The sequence below is a fragment of the Niabella drilacis genome (assembly GCF_900101395.1).
Lineage (GTDB): Bacteria > Bacteroidota > Bacteroidia > Chitinophagales > Chitinophagaceae > Niabella > Niabella drilacis.
The window spans coordinates 447,073-467,373 of record NZ_FMZO01000002.1 but is presented as its reverse complement, the minus strand read 5'-3'; the positions used below and the strand labels follow the sequence as shown (position 1 = coordinate 467,373).

Annotated in this window: 15 protein-coding genes; all 15 read right to left on the bottom strand. The window is 45.3% G+C overall.

From position 1 onward, the window contains the following. Positions 1 to 7 precede the first annotated feature (7 nt). Entirely contained in the window at positions 8 to 1,066 is a 1,059-nt protein-coding gene (locus tag BLS44_RS05365) for a glycosyltransferase family 4 protein (protein WP_090389003.1), read from the bottom strand. A gap of 55 nt (positions 1,067 to 1,121) precedes the next feature. Then, positions 1,122 to 2,195, bottom strand: a complete 1,074-nt coding sequence (locus BLS44_RS05360; RefSeq protein ID WP_262492842.1) for an EpsG family protein — start codon at positions 2,193 to 2,195, stop codon at positions 1,122 to 1,124. 107 nt (positions 2,196 to 2,302) lie between these two features. Beyond that, positions 2,303 to 3,313 (bottom strand): glycosyltransferase family 2 protein, encoded by a 1,011-nt coding sequence (locus BLS44_RS05355; RefSeq protein ID WP_090389001.1) that lies wholly within the window; start codon positions 3,311 to 3,313, stop codon positions 2,303 to 2,305. 10 nt (positions 3,314 to 3,323) lie between these two features. Beyond that, the gene (locus BLS44_RS05350) at positions 3,324 to 4,445 is read right to left on the bottom strand and encodes a polysaccharide pyruvyl transferase family protein (protein WP_090389000.1); all 1,122 of its coding nucleotides are present in this window, start codon (positions 4,443 to 4,445) and stop codon (positions 3,324 to 3,326) included. Continuing rightward, positions 4,442 to 5,752: a Coenzyme F420 hydrogenase/dehydrogenase, beta subunit C-terminal domain gene (locus BLS44_RS05345; protein ID WP_090388999.1), complete on the bottom strand. Its 1,311-nt coding sequence runs from the start codon at positions 5,750 to 5,752 to the stop codon at positions 4,442 to 4,444. The genes BLS44_RS05350 and BLS44_RS05345 overlap by 4 nt, the downstream gene beginning before the upstream one ends. Then, positions 5,739 to 7,289 carry a lipopolysaccharide biosynthesis protein gene (locus BLS44_RS05340; protein ID WP_143019665.1) on the bottom strand — a complete coding sequence of 517 codons (1,551 nt, stop codon included), beginning with the start codon at positions 7,287 to 7,289 and terminating at the stop codon, positions 5,739 to 5,741. The genes BLS44_RS05345 and BLS44_RS05340 overlap by 14 nt, the downstream gene beginning before the upstream one ends. Positions 7,290 to 7,364: 75 nt before the next feature. After that, a complete protein-coding gene (locus BLS44_RS05335; protein WP_090388997.1) occupies positions 7,365 to 9,755 on the bottom strand; it encodes a GumC family protein in 2,391 nt (796 codons plus the stop codon). Positions 9,756 to 9,811: 56 nt separating this feature from the next. Beyond that, positions 9,812 to 10,612 (bottom strand): polysaccharide biosynthesis/export family protein, encoded by an 801-nt coding sequence (locus tag BLS44_RS05330; RefSeq protein ID WP_090388996.1) that lies wholly within the window; start codon positions 10,610 to 10,612, stop codon positions 9,812 to 9,814. A gap of 342 nt (positions 10,613 to 10,954) precedes the next feature. Then, positions 10,955 to 12,610 carry a hypothetical protein gene (locus BLS44_RS05325; RefSeq protein ID WP_090388995.1) on the bottom strand — a complete coding sequence of 552 codons (1,656 nt, stop codon included), beginning with the start codon at positions 12,608 to 12,610 and terminating at the stop codon, positions 10,955 to 10,957. 20 nt (positions 12,611 to 12,630) lie between these two features. Further along, complete coding sequence (locus BLS44_RS05320) at positions 12,631 to 13,329, bottom strand: hypothetical protein (protein WP_090388994.1); 699 nt, start codon at positions 13,327 to 13,329, stop codon at positions 12,631 to 12,633. Between the two features lie 47 nt (positions 13,330 to 13,376). Next, the gene (locus tag BLS44_RS05315) at positions 13,377 to 14,768 is read right to left on the bottom strand and encodes an exopolysaccharide biosynthesis polyprenyl glycosylphosphotransferase (protein WP_090388993.1); all 1,392 of its coding nucleotides are present in this window, start codon (positions 14,766 to 14,768) and stop codon (positions 13,377 to 13,379) included. A gap of 555 nt (positions 14,769 to 15,323) precedes the next feature. Then, complete coding sequence (locus BLS44_RS05310) at positions 15,324 to 15,977, bottom strand: response regulator transcription factor (protein ID WP_090388992.1); 654 nt, start codon at positions 15,975 to 15,977, stop codon at positions 15,324 to 15,326. A gap of 686 nt (positions 15,978 to 16,663) precedes the next feature. Next, positions 16,664 to 18,259: a C1 family peptidase gene (locus BLS44_RS05300; protein WP_245729108.1), complete on the bottom strand. Its 1,596-nt coding sequence runs from the start codon at positions 18,257 to 18,259 to the stop codon at positions 16,664 to 16,666. A gap of 120 nt (positions 18,260 to 18,379) precedes the next feature. Beyond that, entirely contained in the window at positions 18,380 to 19,495 is a 1,116-nt protein-coding gene (locus BLS44_RS05295; RefSeq protein ID WP_090388989.1) for a Gfo/Idh/MocA family protein, read from the bottom strand. Positions 19,496 to 19,563: 68 nt separating this feature from the next. Continuing rightward, positions 19,564 to 20,241: a (d)CMP kinase gene (cmk, locus tag BLS44_RS05290; RefSeq protein WP_090388988.1), complete on the bottom strand. Its 678-nt coding sequence runs from the start codon at positions 20,239 to 20,241 to the stop codon at positions 19,564 to 19,566. Positions 20,242 to 20,301 lie beyond the last annotated feature (60 nt).

The following is a 20,301-nucleotide window of genomic DNA, read 5'->3' as shown; positions in this document are numbered from 1 at the left end:
AATAAGATCATATACATGCATATTCCTTCAAATAGCCGGATGCGGTTCGCTGAATACTATACAGTTCTTTTACGTGATCACATGCTTTTTCTGCAATAGCCGCTATCCTGTTCCGGTCACCCTTAATGATCTCCTCAAGTTTTTCGGCCAGATCCGATACGTTCCCTTTTTCAAAACAACTTCCATATTTCCCATTCTCAATTACCTCCATCGGCCCCTCGATATCGGAAACCAGAACAGGCGTTTTTGCAGCCATACTCTCAACAATGGTCAGCCCAAAGCCCTCCACAAAAGAAGGCTGAACCAACAGGTCATAATCTTTCAAATGAGTGTAGATATAAGTCCTGTCTCTGAGCCCCAAAAAAGATATCTGAGCATCTAAAGAGCGTTTTTTTACCAGGTCACGCAAAAAATCAAAGGAGGCCCCTTCTCCAATAAAATCGGCATATACATCCTGTATTCCCTTTATCTTCAGGAGATATATTGCTTCTATTAAAACATCCTGCCCTTTTTTTTCCACATCCAGCCGTCCTATCTGAACAATCCTGTACGGGCTTCTTCCACCGATAACCATACCGGCTTTTTTACGCATAATGGATCCTACATCTATGCCATTGCAAACCACGATGGCATTAAAACCGGTCCGTCTTTTCAGATCCTGCGCCACCGCAGAAGAAATAGCATATATCTTTCTATATTTTCCGAAGTGTTTTGATTCTATATCAGTAATATGTAATGTTAACACAGCCTTTTTTCTTAGCCCCGGCCAAAGCAGCCCTGCTACAGGATGCGAGTGGCAATGAACAATATCATATTGATTCCTAAAGATCATCCGGTTCAGCCTGATCACCTTGAATACAGACCGCAACGATTTACTCCCGGCAGCCCGGTTAACCCGGTATAGTTGTACATTGGCAGGTAATTTAGCCACCAGCGACTCGTCTATTTCATCATTGATCACCGCAACAGAAACCTTATGCTGAAGCGATTGCTGCTGCACAATATCCACCAGCATGGTTTCTATTCCTCCCGTTCTCATCGAAAAGAGCAAATGAAGAATATTCATTTATCGATTTTATTTAGTAACATAATCAATCCTTTTTTTCGGCATCCCCGTTTTTCTACTTTAAAAAATAATACAGCGGGAGCTTCTCCCTTCCCTCCGCATCCCATATAAACAACATATGATACCATTCCGTTCTGCTGAGCATATCGGAAAAAACAGGGTATATATAGAAGATCAAACTTACTACACAAAAAAATTGCATATAAACACTATATCTTCTGTAATTTGACAAAACATAATAATAGGAGTAGCCTGATACAATTACGGAGAATAACAAAAACGCACTGCCATATCTGTCCAATATCTCTACCTGTCCGAATATCGGAGCGATGATGATACCAATGGCAAACAGGTTCGCGTCCAGATATCGGATCTTATTCCTTTTCAGCAATTGCGGAATAATATACAAAGGGAAAGAATAGGCCACTATTTTCCGGATCTGTGTGCTCCATCGCAATTCATCTCTCACGCCTATCGACCCCAATTGCCCGTTTATCAGTTCCCCGAAATTATCAGCATAAGAAGTGGACCGCTGATCAAATCCAAAAAAATTAATATACGGTTCCAAAAAACCCAGCAGCTGAATACTACCGAGGTATACAGATACAATCAACAATACCTGGGCTACGACCGGCGGCACTATATTCCTCCTCAGCCAGCACAATGCCAAACATGCTGCTATTAACGGCAGGATACCAACATGAAATAAAACGGCGACAATGCCAGACACCGCGGATTTCAGATAATTACTTTTATGCAAAAAGGCCACAAAGAACAGAAAAAAAGCAATCCCCAAATACCACCGGATATAATTCTCCGCATTATAGGCCTCTATTAAAAAAATCACCAACATATAGGGAGCCGCTCTTCTATAACTTTTCAACAAGAACACAAAGGAATATATAAGCAAAAAACTGCATAACAAAACAAAGCATTGATAAGGCAGCCCTAAATTGAACATGACATTATTTATCAGACCAAATAAAAGTTCATATCCTCCTTCTTTAAGACTCCTCCCCAATTCGTGATAGCGATCAGCGTACAAATTATAATCAATCATTCGCCCGAATCGCAATCCCATGCATATGCAATAGGAAATGATCGGAAAAGCGGCGTACTGCCAATACATTCTTTTACTGGCCGTCCTGGACATTTGCACGCCAAAATAGATCATAACGATAACGTTAAGCAGATTTATCAGCACATAAACAACTCTTACGTGATCGTACATAACCTCTATCTTTTAAATACCCCCTGAATGCATCCCCTGCTGAATAAATACGTCTTCGAATACACCAACAGCAAAAAATCGAACAGGATATAAGGCCGGCAATTCAATGCATATATATACCGGTTAGCAGACAACGAGTATATTGACACCCATCTTTTCAAACTTCTAAACAATGTGTAATAATCCGTCCTCAGTGAATAACCGACCCTGCTAAAATTCTCTATCATCCAAAACGCCAGGTAAGAGAACTCCTTAGCGCTTACGCTTTTAAAAACAATATTATTTCTGTCTCCCCTGCAATAGATATCCAATGCGTTAATAACCTCTCTTTTCCATTGCAGCAATGCCTCGGGCGGGTGTTTTGTACTGGTCAGGCTTCCGTCATTTCTCTTGTAGTACTGATACCCGCAATAATCAATGACCCGGACCGTCCTGCTAACTGTTAAATAATGCAGAATAAAAATCAGGTCTTCACTGAGATGACAATTTTCCAAAAACCGAAGATCATGCGCTTTAACGATCGAGGCCCTGCAACACTTACTCCATGTACTATTCAGTAAAGCTCCCGGCACATTCTCCAGGTAAGCAACCAGACGGTCTTTTTCCCCGCCGTATCCAAAACCGGGCTCCAGTTTCACCCCGACTGTTTTATGATTATATATGATTGCGGCCCCCTGAAATAGCACATCTGCATCCAGGTTCTCTGCATATTGCTGAAGCCAGCATGCATCCACACCGTCATCACTATCAATAAAACACAGCCACTCCCCGGTAGCGTGCTCAAGTCCCAGGTTCCTGGCGGCGCTCACACCCCCATTTTTCTTATGAAACACTTTTACGCGCCTGTCATTCTGCGCATATTCATCACAAATCCGGCCCGATGAATCGCTACTGCCGTCGTTTATCAACAACAGTTCAAAATTGTCAAAGGATTGCTTAAGAACACTATCCAGGCAGGCTTTCAGATACCGTTCAGCATTATAAACAGGTATAATTATAGAAAAAACCGGGGTCATTATTACATTACTATTTTAAATAAGTTCCAAGCATCCGGGCGGCCTTTTCCCTGTACATTTCCAACCTCCCGTTCACCTTCTGCCAATCTATTGTCTGATTTAATAATGAGGCATCGTACTCTCCTACTGATGCCAGCATACGATGTTCCAGATCAAACATCCTCGCAATGGAAGCAAATCGCGCCAGTCCTCTTTCTTTATTGCCCACAACAATAAAAGGCTTATTGAATAATATAGAAAAAGCTGTTCCATGAAAAGAATCCGTAACCACGAATTTCGCATCCATAAATCCCCGTAGCCAGGACGCCACAGGAGGATACCGTCTTTGTCTGATGGGGGCTTTTCTGTTTTGGGTCTGAGCATTTACCGTAAAACAGCGAAATCCTCCGTCAACGGCAATTTTATCCACCAGCTTTTTTTTATCCTCAGAATCATCCAGGATGTACACCATGCAATCGCCCTTACTTTGAGGTACTTGCTCCCGGGCGATTAAGGCCCCGTACTCTTCCTTTTTGATCAGCATCGTCGGATCTATAACATGCTCAGCTTTTACATCAAAATACTGCTTACACAAAGCAACCGCAGAATCTTCCCTTACGGCTACCATATCAAACTTATGTATCAGCATTTTCAGATCCGAAGTAAGCGTTGGATCAAATTGCCAGGCATCAACCCCGAAAGAAGCTGCGTATGCTATTCTCAACTTCGTTTCATCTCTTATAAAGTCCAGAAAATAACTGCTGATATAGGTCTTGGCATACTCCTTACGCCATACCTGGTCGCTTCCAACGATGTAACCATCCAACTCATACTTCCTCAATATTTCGAAATCATCTTTTCCCTTTACGGAACAGGTCCGGGGCCGGATATATTTTCCGATAAAGTGTTCGGAATGCTTGTACACGTTCCGCGACGAAAGGATCCTTTTACCTAAAAAAGGAATAGATCCGATCCCGCTCCGGACAAGCTGTTTCACCTGCGATTGCAGGGTTTTGCTGCCAGGCGCCTCACTAACCAGATTAACAAGAACAGGCTCATGCCCCATATGTTTCAGGTAGCTCATAAGAGCAAACGCCTGCAGATTCCCTCCATAGTTTCCATGTAACGGAAGCGTAAGAATTCCAATTTTCATGATATCTTAAATTTTCTCATTTTGTGGTATACCCTTGTCACAAACCTTAGCCGCTTTAAGGCTTTATTCATTTTCCTGTTAAATACTTCCAGGGAAGAGGCGGCCCGCCACTGCTCCAGGCTTTCACTCCTCGTTATCGACCGTTGCAGCTGAACGATGCTATAAGAAATGGAAATAGGTCTTAAAACCCGTTTCCGGACATACGGCAAAACGCAGCCCTGCAACTTTGCCATCCGTATTCGAAACTTCAAGCCATCCCGCCTGTGAGAAAAACTCGGCCGCTGGGATTCGATGATCCTGCTCTTCGGAGCCGGTTGAACGCAGAGATCATCTCTTTCCATACCCTCCCGGATCAATTGGTCCGCCAGCAATGTCCTGGTAATAATGATACTGTTCCCCATTCCATCTGACCGGCATTCGGGCAACCAGGCATCTCCCAGGGAAATATCAGCCAGCTCCGTTAACACATCGGTGCAAAAATCACAGGCCTTTGATTTAAACAACCCGGATCCCCACATATCTCCGACCCTCGACATCTTCATCTGGTAAAAAGCGCCCCTGCCGTCGTACGCTCCAAAGGAATAGTCAGACGCCGTGCTATTTGCATCTTTTATCCTATACTCCTGGTTACGATAGTCCCCGTCAATCCCCGAACTCTGAGCCAGAAAATCTGTAAAAAAACTGCTTTTCCAGCCACCGCAAATAATCCCGATCAAAAAAGGTATTTTATCCCGCAACTCCGGATAATAATATTGTTTTAATCTTATAGCCTTTATGAAACAAGCCACGCCTGACACGGCCACTTTTCCTTCGATATTGCCGATGTTGATAAACAGATCTTCCAATGTAACCGGAATATATCGTGTCTTCGAGGTCTCCTTTATTTCCGTCTCATTTGAAAACAATTGATAGGCATAACTGCCATTTACTTCCTTTACAATATATAAATGGTCCACAATCCTTAACTGCAGCAGCTGCTCAAAGATATATGTTGCCATTCCTCCGGAAGACGACGTGCTGCGCCAGTTCCGGCTGTACCCGATATAGGTATTTTCAAAACACCCGATCTCAGGATCGAACTGAGCGGCTTCCTTTAAATAAATACCGGCCAATTTATCCTCATCAGCTATTGCATCCTCGGGTTTTGGGTTAAAAGGACAAACCTTCATCGCTTCACCGGGCATATTCCCATGTAATGTAACGGGTTTGAGGAACCCGTACTCATCCCAATCCATTTTGATTACCTGCTCAGATTCTGACACACACAATCCGCATCCGGTACAAAACTCCCCGTTAAAAAGATTCATATTTAATATTTCTTGCGATCTTTTTCCTGGCGAACTTCCTAAGAGATGCCCGCTCCGATCTGGACAGCCCGATGAAAAAGATCAGCACACTTATAATACCTATTAGAAAAAAACTTTCATAAAGCAGTTGTATAAAACTTGCAGCCCTTCCAATACAGGCAGCTGCTACATGCAACACTCCAAAACATAAAAGAGAAACGGCAATCACAGGCCAAAGAACTTCCCTGAAAAAGGTACGGATATTCAATCCGAGCATCCGTCTGAGAAACAGTACTCTAAACACCAAAGTGATCAGAGACAACAGGATTGCAACATACAGGAAATACACAGGATCGGCGTAGGCCTTAAACATGAAGTAGTTAACCGGAAGATTAAAGATCAGGGTCATCCCAACAATCACCTGATACCATTTTATTTTACCAGTAGCCAGAGCCCCCGTGATTAACGGGTAAGAAATACTTTCAATAGTGAGGTTTACCAACATCAGGGTCACAAAAACCTCTGTATATGCCGGAGGGTTTTTCAGCCACCAGGTTAAAACAAAATGAATATTAAACACGACGGGGCATACAAGAATCAGCAGCAAAAAGAATGAGAGTTTTGCACCCTTAAACATAACATATTGCATCGTTTCCCGATCACCACGCCCGTAACTTTTATAGATCTGAGGATTAATTGCTGTTTGAAAATTCTGTACAAAACCTCCGATAGCGCCCTGTACCTGCATCATAATGCCATAAGCCGCATTAACCACGGTCCCGAAAAAGAGGTTCAATAATATATTTACCCCCTGTCCTTTTGCAACAGCGGCAATATTCCCAAAAAGGTTCCAGCCTGAATATGCCAAAAGTTCCTTGTACGCGCCCCTTTCGGCAAACAACTTAAACTTCGTCTCTTTAAAATTACGGACACAGTAAATTTTATATATGGTGGAGACCAGAAAAGCTACTACTACTAAAAGCACTGCATAGGTTTTCAGCTTGTCAAACGAAGATATAAAGAGCAGGTATACGATAATCAATTTCAGCAGCACCTCAACAATGCCTATCAGTGCAAAAGCACTCATACGCTCCCTTGCAATAATAATTGCATTAAAAGGCACCTGGGTGATGGTTATAATACTCGACAACACCGAAAACTGGTACACAAAATTAGCTTCTGCAATCCGGTCGCCCGGTATTACCAGCTTGTGATTAATAAACCAGAGACCTGCTGTTTCGGCAATTAACAAAATCACAAGGGCAATACCAATATGAATAATTAAAGCAGCATTGAACGTCTTATGCAGGCGCGCCCAGTCCTCTCTGCCAATATCTACCGCCAGGAACCGCTGTGTGGCGGATGACATGGCTCCGTTCAGGAAAACAAAAAGCGCCACCACTCCCCCAATTACGCTATAAATACCATAATCATTTACGCCCAATACATTCAACACTACCCTGGAAGTGTACAAACTTACTCCCATGGTCAAAAACATTCTGAAGTAAAGCAGCAGCGTATTTTTTGCTATTTTCTTGTTGCTATTTTCCAAAGCCACATTTAATTAATCTTCGTAAGAATCCCGTTCTGCACTTCGATGTTATTGATCAGTTTCGCCAGCTGTGGATCACATTCAATTGTTTTTTCTTTTCCTGAACCGCCATATACGCCGGCCGGTTTTAACTTCCTCCGTATAATTGCCATAGCCATATCCGTAGCCATAGCCATAACCATAACCATAGCCTCCATAATAACCTTTTCCGGATTTCATATCATTGATCAGAATCTGTATCGATTTCATCTTCTGCTGTCTTGCCAGGTTTCCAGGAATCTGCAACTGGTCCTTGTAGGTATATCCCTGGCGTACAATAAACAGGCAAACATCCGCATAACGCGCCAACAATTGTGCGTCGGTCACCATGCCTACCGGTGGCGTATCGATCAACACATAGTCATAGTGCTGCTTTGCCTCCGTGATCAGTGCCGATGCCCTGGAATGCACAAGCAACTCCGCAGGGTTGGGCGGAACTGCTCCCGCGGGCAGTACATCGATCTTTTCGTGTACCCCGGAGGGAACAATAATATCTGCCATCTTTAATTCCGGGCGTACAACATAGTTGGAAAAGCCTTTATGTTGCACCAAACCCAATTTGGGAATAATACTGGGCTTGCGTAAATCCAGCTCCATTAGCAAAACCCTTTTATCCAATAGTGCAAGGCTCATGGCCATATTCAAGGCTACAAAGGACTTGCCCTCGCCAGACATCGAAGATGTAAACAGGATGGTCTTTCCCCCATTCAGCGAGAATTCCAGGTTGGTGCGTATCGCGCGAAATTGCTCGGAGATCGCAGAACGGGACCCCGGAACCACTACTACCTGTTCGCTCCCCCTGGAATGCGAAATAGCCCCCAGTATGGGCAGTCCTGTAACAGCCTGCACTTCCTCCGTTCCGCGAACTTTTACATTCAGCAGATCTCTCAGATAAAATACGGCAACAGGGAACAACAATCCCAATAAAAGTCCAAAGGCATAAATCATCTTCCGCCTGGGCGCAAAAGGACGCTCTTCCGCTTTTGGAGAATCGATCACTTTTGAATTTGCTACATTGGCCGTTCGGCCAATTGCAGTTTCTTCCCATTTTTCCTGAAGGAAAATATACTGAGCCTGTTTGATCTGCTGCAAACGTGCCAGATCAATAAAGCCTCTTTCTATTACAGGTACTTCGTTCAGCTGGCCATTAAACCTGCTGGCCAGTTGCTGCTGGCTCCGGCGTGCCTGTTCCAGCTGCTTGCGGGTATTGGACAGGTTACTGATCATATCCTGCCGTAGTCCCGCAATTTGCCCGTCGATGTTTTTTACCAATGGATTGTCCTCGGTATTGGACAGCAGCAGCCGCTCCCGCTGCAGGATAAGCTCATTATACCGGGCAGTAATACTGCTAAACGTTGCATCCTGAGGGATTAAAGCGGAAGGCACCACGCGGGGACGGTTCTTATCCTTTAAATAATCTGAAACAATATCCACCGCTGCCAGCTGACCATCAGACAGGGCCAATCCTTTGGTAAAGTCGGCAGCCCCCTCCAGCAGGATCCTGCTTTGCTGGGATATATCCGCCAGTTTCGTTTCCTTTTTATACCCGGAAATGCGATCCTCAACTTCGGCAAGTTCTTCGGTTACTTTTTCCAGGCGGGTACTGATAAAGGCCAGCGTAGAATCAGCAATTACATTTTTATCATTCAGATTGCGCTCCACATACTTATCAATAAGCGTCCGCAATAACTGCTCACCTCTTTTGGGAAGACTGTGTTGCAACGTAAGATCAATAGTTGAAACCTGTTTATTCGTCACTTCCGCAGTGAGCGCTTCCTTCAGATCCCCTACTGCTTTACGTACCGGTGAAATTGTAAATCCATAGTGCTCCGGACCATATTGTTTTCCCGGGTTCCTGCTCACTTTCATCATCCCTGTTCCGGGCAAAAAAAATGTTTCTCCCCATCCAATATAGAACGCTGTATCTGCATTCTGAAGACTCACCCGTCCATTTTCAACAGGAATAATATCGAAGGAACTGGTCTTTTGAATAGAGTCGGGAGCCGTTCCGATAGTAATAGAATAAGGCATCTGTACAACCGGTACCCTATGTACAGCGCCCGTTTTAAAATATGAAATATAGGCCTTCTCCGCCAGTACCATTTCCCGCATCAGGTCCCCGGTTTTTAGTACCTCCACTTCATTATCTACCGAGCTTTTTGCTCCCATAAGCCCGGAGAGTTCGCTGAGGGCCGTATTTTGCAAAAGGCTGCTTCCTTTTTTATCATCGGATACCAGCAGCTTGGCATGGATTTTATAATTAGGCAGGGTGTAACGCAGATAAACAAAAGCCCCTGAAAAGCCTATGAGCCCGCATAACACAAACCAATACCAGTTAGCCCGCACACGGCCAATAAAACGCAATAAAGCCTTATTGTCACGCTGACGCGTTTCCGGCTCAAATTCATCGTCCCAATGAATATCTTTCTGCATACATCATTAATAATCCTGAAATAAATTTTCTACACCGTACCCACCCCGTACAAATGTTACCGGAACCTGGTTAATGCAACAATCAGTACCGATACGATCGAACCTACAATCGCGATGGTCTGCGTGCGTCCTGCATTGTTCGCTGCGGCCTTTGCCTTACCGGGCTCTATATATACCACATCATTCTGCTGCAGGTATAAATAAGGCGATGTAAGCGCCTGCCCATCGTTCAGATTAAAGCGTACCGATTTTTGCTTTCCGCCGGAATCACGCAGCAACAGTACGTTCTGACGATTGCCATAAATGGTAAGATCCCCTGCAAGGCCAAGGGCATCCAGTAACGTAGCCTTCTCCCCATTTATAAAATAGCTTCCGGGCCGGGCCACTTCACCCAGTACCGTAACTTTAAAGTTCATCAGCCGGACACTAACCACCGGATCTTTATAATACTTTGCGGCCTTCGTCCGGATCCATTCTTTTACCTGCTCTGTAGTATACCCGGCTACCTGCAATGAGCCGAGAAGCGGCAGTTCCACCGTACCGGCCGCGCTTACCAGGAAACCATTACCTGGCTGCGACGCTATAGCCCCCCCCGGCGCCCCCTGGGGCCTTACACCGGCGTCCGACAATATTGCAGTGCTGTTATCCAGTGTGCTGACCGTAATCCCCAACAGGTCATCCGGTTTGATCTTAAGGGCCTGGTAATCCACCGTAGGAATCATGCTTCCCCGGGCATAAACCGAACTATCCGCAGGAATATTCCTGAAATAGGGAACCTTTTGATACGTACTGCAGGCAGTAAGCCCGAGGATGAATATCCCAAGCAGCAGCGCGTTTGTGCTTCTGATCTTATACATAAATACAGTCAATATTGCCGTCGCGCATTCAGCTGCAAAATCCGGTATTACCGGACCTGAAGACACCCGGCAACCAATCTGATCGGCTTACCGTGGTTTCAGATCATTTCTTTATGCAGCTTCTTCGCGGAAGCTATTCAATAAAATAACACATGCTAAAATCGAAAACAAAGCAGTGTTTGGAGGGCATTAGTTTGTTTGACGCACCAAAAGTAATAACTTCAAACAACACTACCAACATTCTTTCCGGCTTCCGAAATAAATCAGGGAGATGTTGCCTGAAGCAATCATCTCCCTTGTGCTGTTTATTTTATAAGTTGTTATCTTCTCCGTTCCGTAGACTCATAAACCGGCTTCTTTACATTTTTCTTTTAACAACTCCAGGTTGGTAGCACCGGCCCTGGTCCCTAGTATTTCTCCCCCGGCCGCATTATCTCCCACGGTTGCCGTATTATCTACTTTCACCGCAACATCATTTACATCTTTAACCGTAGACCCCCACACTGCTCTGAAATCATATTTCTTTCCAGGATCCAGCAAAGTGGTAGAAATATACCCGTTTGTTACAATGCCTAATAATTTATATCCCGCTTGTCCATGTATTTTATAATACAGATAGAATGTCGGCAATATATTCACGCGCTGCGCCTGGTTAGGACAACGAACATACAACTGCATCGTGGTTTTAGGATTGCCGGCAACAGGCGAAGCCGCTAAACTGATCGTTTGCAAAGTAGCATTACAGGGGTCGGCGACTACAGTTTCCGAAAGCCCGTTACCATCCGCATCAAAGGTTTTTATAATAACGGCCGCCTTGGGCAGATCATCAAAGCTCAACTCTGATCCGTCAGTTGCTGTTACATTCTTTTGCATCAGTAATTTATCGGCAGCATCATTGGCCTTTGAATATACCTTTACAGTTACCGGGTGCGTAACTCCATTCTTCAGCCAGTCCGCGGTTAATTTTATTTTCAGACTATTATCACATGATTCAACAACACCTCCCGCCATGAACCAGGTAGCATGGGTGCTGGAAAAATTTACAGTAAGCTTGCCACCGGAAGATTGTACCGTAGCATCCTGCTCGTGTTTCCAAATGGGATTATTACTGGAAAAACTAAATACACTCAGCTTGTCACCGCCCTTTACTTTTTGCCCTGTCCCGGGGTGAACAAAGTCAGGGTCAAGACTGATACCCAGATCAACCGGTTTAGAAAAGTTTGTTATAGCAGTACCGTTTAATGTAAAACTCACTTCTGACATACCCCCCGGAAGAAGTGTGCCGGAAGTGGTACCATTGGCCATTTGGATCGCCGGTTGCGTTAAACCGGTTCCGCCCGGGAATATCTCGGCCAGACTTTCCGAACCGGTTTTAGGAACTACCAGGCTCACTTTCAGATCCGTTCCGGAAACCACATTGTTGTTGGCATCCCGGAACTGCGTTCCTGCCGGAATAAGGATCGTGGCGGACTCTGCAGATCCCGCGGGTGGCGGAATATTGACCGTAATATCAGATGCAGGCGTTCCGTTAGCGGCCAGTGCTACCGATGTATTTTTCACCGCCATCTCAGACGACGTTGCAGTCGTATTCAACAATACCACCTTCCGCATAGCAATTTTTTCACTGCCGGTTATCTTAACAGGTATCTGTGCGCCCAGATGGTTTGCCGCCGTAATGGCCACGCTAATGTTCAAAGGCGCCTGTTCGCTAACAATAATATTAGGATCCACCGCTAAAAACAGGAAACCACCGGTAATCTTAAATATTTTTTTTCCCTCTGCATTATAAATTTTCCCGGCATCCGGCCCCGAAACAACAACCGTTGCATTATCCAGTGATGTCCCCGCACTGCTGTTCACCTCCAGGTTCACCACGTTTTTGAAAACATTACTGCTCACCGAAATCTCCAGGTCTTTAAAGGGATTGGTGCAGGCCACAATCATACCAGCCACAGCCAGAAATACCAGTAATATAAACCCAATACGATTCTCTTTCATTATTTGCTTTTTTGTATTCTTTAAAATTTATATGCCACACCTGCCTGCACTACCGGCAGCCATCTGTAATTTTCCAGATTCTTCTGAGCCGTACCTTCCTGGGAAGTATTCTCCGACAAAAGGTTATCAGCCGTTATGTGCACTTCAGGCTTCGACAAATAGTAGGTTCCCAGGTTGGCGTTAAATACAAACCGATTCCCCAAACCCAATCCATGCAATGCAAGTCCCGCATACGGAGCTATCTTTTTCCATTGTACGTGGGCGTCCACTTTCCCGAGATCTTCCTTTTTTATGATCAGATCTCCGTACTGATAGTCGTTTTTAGGAGTGGCTGTAGCATTGGCTTCCATATTATAGAAAGCCGCCACTCCTGCATCGAGATACAACCGGCTCCATAAACCGCCTGAATGGACTCCCCCAAAAGGGCTCCAGCCCGCAATAGCCTGGATGTTACTCAGTTTCTCTTTCATTTTAATATTATATTCATTCTTACCTAAAGTACGCGTAGTTGTATACCCATAAGGGGCATGACTGGCAGCCAAACCAATGATCCAGCGGCGGTGCACCTGGTAACCTGCATTCATACCAAAACCCTGCGTGCCGGCATGAATGCCCGCGGAGAACCGCAATTCATTGCCGGCTCCGGCCCCACTTTCTTTTTGCGCCTGTGCCACTATAACGCCCAAAATGAAAAAAGATAAAATCGACAGTCGTTTCATTTGTTACTCGTCTTTAAAAAATGTTTATAGAATAATTTTTAGTACTGCTAATACGCGTTCTTTTCTCCCCGCATCATGTTCCAGACCGTTAAAAATATGATCTTGAGATCCAGCAGGAAGTTCCAGTTTTCTACATACGTAATATCATGCTCCACCCGTTTTTCCAGCTGCCACAGTTCATTGGTTTCCCCTCTGAACCCGCTCACCTGTGCCAGCCCGGTAATGCCCGGTTTAATATAGTGACGGACCATAAAGGTGCTGATCACCTCGGTAAATTTTTTTGTATGCGAAAGCATATGGGGTCTTGGTCCAACAATAGACATATCCCCTTTTAGCACATTGATAAACTGTGGAAGTTCATCCAGACTGGTTTTACGTAAGAATGCACCGATCCTGGTGATCCGGGCGTCTCCCCGGGTTGCCTGCACACTATCTGCAGCAGCGTTCACCCGCATGGTCCGAAACTTAAAGCATTTGAACACGGAGCCTCCCCTCCCCGAACGATCCTGCACAAAGAATACAGGGCCGCGGGACTCCAGTTTGATCAACAGGGCTACAATGGGGATCAGCCACGATAAAACAAATACACAAACCAGGAAGGAAAAAGCAAAATCGAAGACATCTTTTACCAGGGAGCTGCCCTCTTTCTCCAGCGGTTCGTTCCGGACGCTCAACACCGGGAAGCTTCCGATATTACGCATCACTACAGATTTCCCAACACTCAAAAACTCCGGTAAAAAGCGGGTCCGGATCATAAAATTTTCAGCCCGTTCACAAAAGCGTTTTACCTCATCCACACCCAGCGCCGACAAACTGATCACAGCTTCTGACTGGGCATGCATATTGCCCACTACGTCGAGCTGCCGGTAGCTTCCCAGGTAAGTAAGCGGTAGACTTTCCAGCTCATGTGTATGATAGTATCCTACGCAATGATAGCCCAGGTAACGTTCTTCATTCATCTGCCGCATCACCTCCTGCAGGGAATCAGAGCCCCCGATAAATACGACGTTCTGAACAATCCCTCCTTTTTCCCTGCAATACTTGCGTACAGAAAAAAAGCATAACCGGCTTAGAAGAATATAGCTGATAAAGAACAGGAGATAATTAAAAATAAACAATACAATTTCGCGGGGAAATAATACATTAAAAAGTGTGCACAGATAAACACAACAGGAGCAGATAGAATAATACACAAACACCTTTAGCGTATCGGAAAACACAACGGTCGATTCCTTGAAAAAAAGGTTGCTATAACAATTAAAATAATCAGTAACCCCACACCAGGTGATCCCCTGAAGCAACAGTGTAGACAGTATTACCTGAAGGCCAATATTGATTGACATCATTTTTACTAACAGGTAAATTGCCAGTACGGTCACATCTAAGATGATCATAGACTTTGTGATCCGCTTTACAAATGGTAAATCTAAATGTATCATTTTGCCAGTATTTCTTAAACAGTTAATGAAAACATATATACCTTCCGATCATTTGATCTTTACCTACAGTCAGACGGCCAAACAAAAAACATTACAGCCAGTATCGTAATGGCCACAAAGCTCCCCGGCACACTTTGAGCGCACCTGTTTAAGGCCCGTTACAGGCAGTAGGGAAGGTGCAGGCATACGAAAGCCGTTGCGGCACAGCGCTCCTGCATACCATTCCCCACATCATAAAATCCTGGCAAAAAATTGCGTTGGTTTTTGAGGGCTATTCAAAAATACAAATGCGCAAAATTACCAGCGTACATTAAATGTACATAGACGAACTACTCCGTTTTGTTCACCTGGTAAAGTCAATATCTCTTTATTCTAATTTCTGTATCCGGATGTTGTTGTAACAAAGAGGGCTTATTTCTTGCTACATAGCAGTATTCTTATAATGTATCCGAATACAATGCAAATATAAACCCTGCTTCAATATCGTAAAATGGTAAAAGAGTAGTATTCTCGATCCAACCTTTTATATGCTGTGGTCCACAATGCATTTGTCGCTTAGGTATTCTGAATATACCGGTTCATACTATCCTTTACCTTTTTGATCGCTTCAGACCTTGAGTTCACCTGCAGCTTTTCATATATATTCCGGATATGGGTGCGTACCGTTTCAACGCTGATAAAAAAGTGGGCTGCGATTTCCTTGTACCGGTGCCCCTTCGACAGCTGCAGCAGTACCTCATTCTCCCGCAATGAAAGTTTCTCGGACTGCAGCCCGGGTGCGGGAGCGGCGAAGAGCCGATCAATAACTTTTCTTGCAACCATGCTATTCATAGGAAATCCCCCGTTATATACGTCCTTCACAGCTTCAGCCACTGCGGCAGTATCCGTATCCTTAAGAAGGTATCCGGATGCACCGGCATTCAACGCACTGAAAATGGCAGTATCCGCATCATCGTTTGTCAGCGCGATACATTCCATTTTTGAATAGCGCCCCTTCAACAACCCCACTACTTCCACACCCGAAATACCCGGCAAATGAATATCAAAAAGCAGTACATCAACCGGCTGCTTATCTATCCCGGAAAGTGCCGACTCTCCATCCTTAAACGTACTTACCAGCTCTATCTCAGCCTCCCTGTTTAACAAAGCAACAAGTGCATTACCGGACAGTTCCTCGTCTGCTAAAACGGCTACTTTTATCCTTCTCATATTAAACAGTATTATACAAATGCAGCATTATCATTTCAGACAAACAGCAAAAGGATCAAAAAGAAAATTTACTGAAAGCGACAGGACCATTCCTGAACGCCGCATCCCTGCGGCAAATTGTAAGTTCACGCATATATTTTGGTTGCATTTTATTTATCTATATCATAACCGGTTTGCGCTTCGTAATATCGAAAACACAAAGCATCGGGAGGGCCTTAACCATTCAGTTTCCGAAACGTCCTGCTATTAAAGGGCAGTTAAAGACGGTCGTTTGGAGCAACTGGTCATTGCCGTATTTTATCGAAACAAACCACCCGCTCCTCTGCGCAGATCAACCAAAAAAACTATGGATCTACCCGGAAGTCCCGCATTAAGAATTATTCAAAATGCGTCTTCTGCTTTTATGCATCTTTCTATCGGGGTAGCTACGCAGTATTGAGGGCTATAGTCATCTTATATAAAGCCTTAGATAATGAACCGGTATACCTGGTTGCGTCATCTTCGACCTTTTGACTGGTGGCAAATTTAGGTCAATATTTTCAAAAATACAGGTAGTAAAATAGTAGTAACTACTACTTAATTACCATTATTGTAATTTTCATACCGCCAAACCCGCGTCAATTAAGGCTTCCGCCTATATCCATGCAGATATGCCCTATATGTTTTTACCTTGTTGTACAACAGGATCAGGGCACTTTATCAAATGACACAATTGTAACGGCAGCCTGACCGGGGTTTGCAGTAGCCTTTAAATAGATCCGGCCATCGGAGGTGCTGTTATAAGTGGCCCCGGGAGCAAGCAGGCTCCTCATCGCTTCATTTACCTTGCCGGCATAGGTAGATTGTGTGCTGGCCGTTATGGCCCCGTTCAGCCTTCCATAATCGAGCTCTTTTTTACTGGCCACAATTGCGATCTGGTCCCGGGTACCCTGGTTATCGGCTTCCAGGGACTCCGACTTCGGAAATAACCGGTATCCGGTAATACCGCAATAAGGTGAATGTTTGGACACGGTTTGCCCCGGCTTCAGGTAGGGAAACAATACATAACTGCTACCATCAGTTTCCTGTCCAAAAATATAGATATAACATTCTGTTGTATTCTTTACCTCCATCTTAAAACGGGTACCTGCTTTTATGGGAGCCACTGTCTGGAAGGTATTGGCGCCTGCTGCTTTTAATTTAATATACTGCCTGGTACTGTTATCCACCAGCCCCACATTGCATTCCAGCGGCATCGCCGCCACATTGGCATTTTTGGGCAGCGGATCGATGCCATAGGCTTCCCGTACATAATTCTGAAAGTCGCCATAGCGTATCCAGGCGATACCATTGGATCCCCATTGCGGTGTCCAGCTGTTCATGATCTGAAAGGCACCGCCGTATTTGCGGTCGTCGTACCCGATCACACACATAGCATGCCCCCCCATACCCACCTGGGCCTGATCCATTCCCTGTGGCTGCCACAGGTCCTTCCCCATCATATCCTGCATAAAGCTCTGCCCCACCATCATGCCGATCACAACCGGCGCATCCTTGGCCAGGTGCTCTTTTATAGCCCGCACACTGATCTGGTTTAAATTATCACCCTGTGTAAGTCTTGTAAAACCATGGATGGTGTGCTGGCGCCCTTCCTGTACCACTGCACCATCGGGTGTTCTGCTGCAATCCTGATCGTCATAAGGATAGTTGCGCAATGCAACGCCACCGTTTGCTTTCATCGCCTCCATGGCCCGTTGTATATACGAGCCCTGGCAATCGGCTCCCAACCGGATCTGGTTATACAGGTATGAGGGGCTGAACGCAATATTATTGGGGTCCTGCCCGGTTGCCGCAGCCGTCAGGATCGTTTGTGCCGCATAGGCACTGCTCCAGGCCACACAACTTCCCTGCTGCCCCTGGTCGCCCCGCTTTGGTGCAAAACGCAGAAGGGAAACAGCTTCCGGCAGCGGATTTTTCCCGTTATTCTCCTCCAGACCTTCATAAATATGGGCCTTATTAAACTCATTGGGATTGTAGCTGTACCCGCTTTGAGAAAACAGCTGTTGTGCGGCATCACTCAGGCCGCCGATATTACCGCAACCGCCACGTCCACCCAAAAAATAAACAGCGGCGGCAATTACAACCAATACAATAATTCCCTTTCCCCTGAACAGCCCCAGCAGTAAGGGCAGGAGTCCAAACAGTCCGCCTCCACCGCCGCCCGGACCAGAACCACCTCCACCGCGGTCATCATTAAAATCATTATCCCCGCTGTTCGGATCATCCGTCATTCTGATTGGCATAAGCTAAATTTTGTATAAAAATAGTGCGCAGTTTGGAAATAAGCAGCATAAATTTGGTCTTCAGCTATCAAAAAACAGGAATCAGCTAAAGGTGAAAGGCTGATAAAACGAGAGGCTGGATCATACCAGCTTGACCTTTCCCCCGGTTTTTACAGCTTTGTAGATCGCATCAATGATCACCAGGTCACGGAGGCCTTCCTCTCCATCTACAGGGATTACCGGCTTCCTGCCATCAAGAATAATGGCAGCCATCTCATCCATCTGAACCGCTTGTTGCGGACGGTCAGTTGTCAGCTCCAGCGGGCCTTTGTTGGTACGTCCTTTAATAGGTCCGTAACTGGATGCGGGCTGCAGCTCAGCAAACCCTTTCTCACCGTTCAGGAAAAAGCGGTCAAGGTTATTCATATTATAAGAAGAAAGGCAGGAAGCGGTTACCCCGCCGGGGAATCCCAGCTGAAACGTAATTGTTTCATCTACGCCTTCTTTAAATTTTACCCGGTCGGTCTTCGTCTCCTGTGCCGTTACCCATACCGGCTCTTCCCCTACCATATACCGGCAGCCATTTAACGCATAAATGCCAATATCCATAAGAGCCCCTCCTCCCGCAAGTGCTTTATTAAGCCTCCACTGCGTGGGATCACCGATCCGGAAACCGGACAGTCCCTGAAAAAACTTAACCGCCCCTAGCTCTCCTGCCATACGCATCCGGTGTATTTCCAGTGTAAGTGGTTCAAAATGCATCCGGTAGCCCACCAGCAATTGCTTCCCCGCCTTTTTACAGGCAGCCACCATTTCCCGCCCTTCTTTTGCATTCAGTCCCATCGGTTTTTCGCAGATCACATGTTTCCCCGCTGCTGCACAACGGATCACCTGATCATGATGCAATGCATTGGGGGTAATGACATAGACCGCATCTATATCCGGGTTATTTTTGACGGCATCAAAACTTTCATAATTATACCGGCTGTTTTCCGGTACTCCGTATTTTTCGCCCCAGCTTTTCAGTTTTTCGGGTGTACCACTGATAAGACCTGTGATTTTTGCGCGCCTGGATTGTTGCATAGATTCCGCAACACGGCTGGCATATCCCCCCAATCCCATTAAGGCCACCCGCAGTACCGGCCCCCCGGCTACCGGTGCTGCTGTTAAAACAGACCGGGCATTCAACCCATTGAATGCATAAACACCCAGGGCTGATAGCCCCATTGTCTGAAGGAAATTCCGGCGTGTACTCATGTAATCATCGTTTAAAAGATTCGGAAAACCACAATATCGCCGGTGGACTGAAGGGCCAGGGCGATTCGTTATCCCGTTATATTTTTTGCAAGCTTTAAGGCTTTTTTCAGCTGTTCTTCCTGGGTCAGCTTCGTATTATCAATTACAACGGCATCTTCAGCCCGACGTAACGGGCTTACTTCCCGGTTGGAGTCGATGTAATCACGCATCTGTATATTCTCAGCCACTTCTTCAATCGTTATATTGGGATTCTTTTCCACCAGTTCCCTGAATCTTCTTTCAACACGCACCGCGTTGTCCGCGGTCATAAATATTTTCAGTTCGGCTTTGGGGAAAACCACCGTTCCGATATCCCTTCCATCCATAACAATGCCTTTCTTCTTCCCCAGCTTTTGTTGCTGCGCCACGGCAAATTCCCTGACGGATCTTATAGCTGCCACTTCGCTCACTTTTTCGGCAACAATAAGGTCACGGACGAGGTACTCCACATTTTCGTCGTTAAGGTAGATCTCCACATTTTCATTCTGTTCGTTCAGCCGGAAATCCAGTTCAATGTCTTTTAAAGCCTTCTTAACTGCTTTCTTTTCATTCCAGTCTACATGATTCCGCAGAAAATAAAGGGTAATGGCCCGGTACATCGCCCCACTATCTACATAGATATACCCCAACTCCTTGGCCATCTGTTTTGCCAGAGTACTTTTTCCACAACTGGACCACCCGTCTATCGCTACAACAATTTTTTTCATCTTACCAATTGTACCTCCTGAAAACACAGGATCCCACCAGAATAAATTCACTGGCAAGAT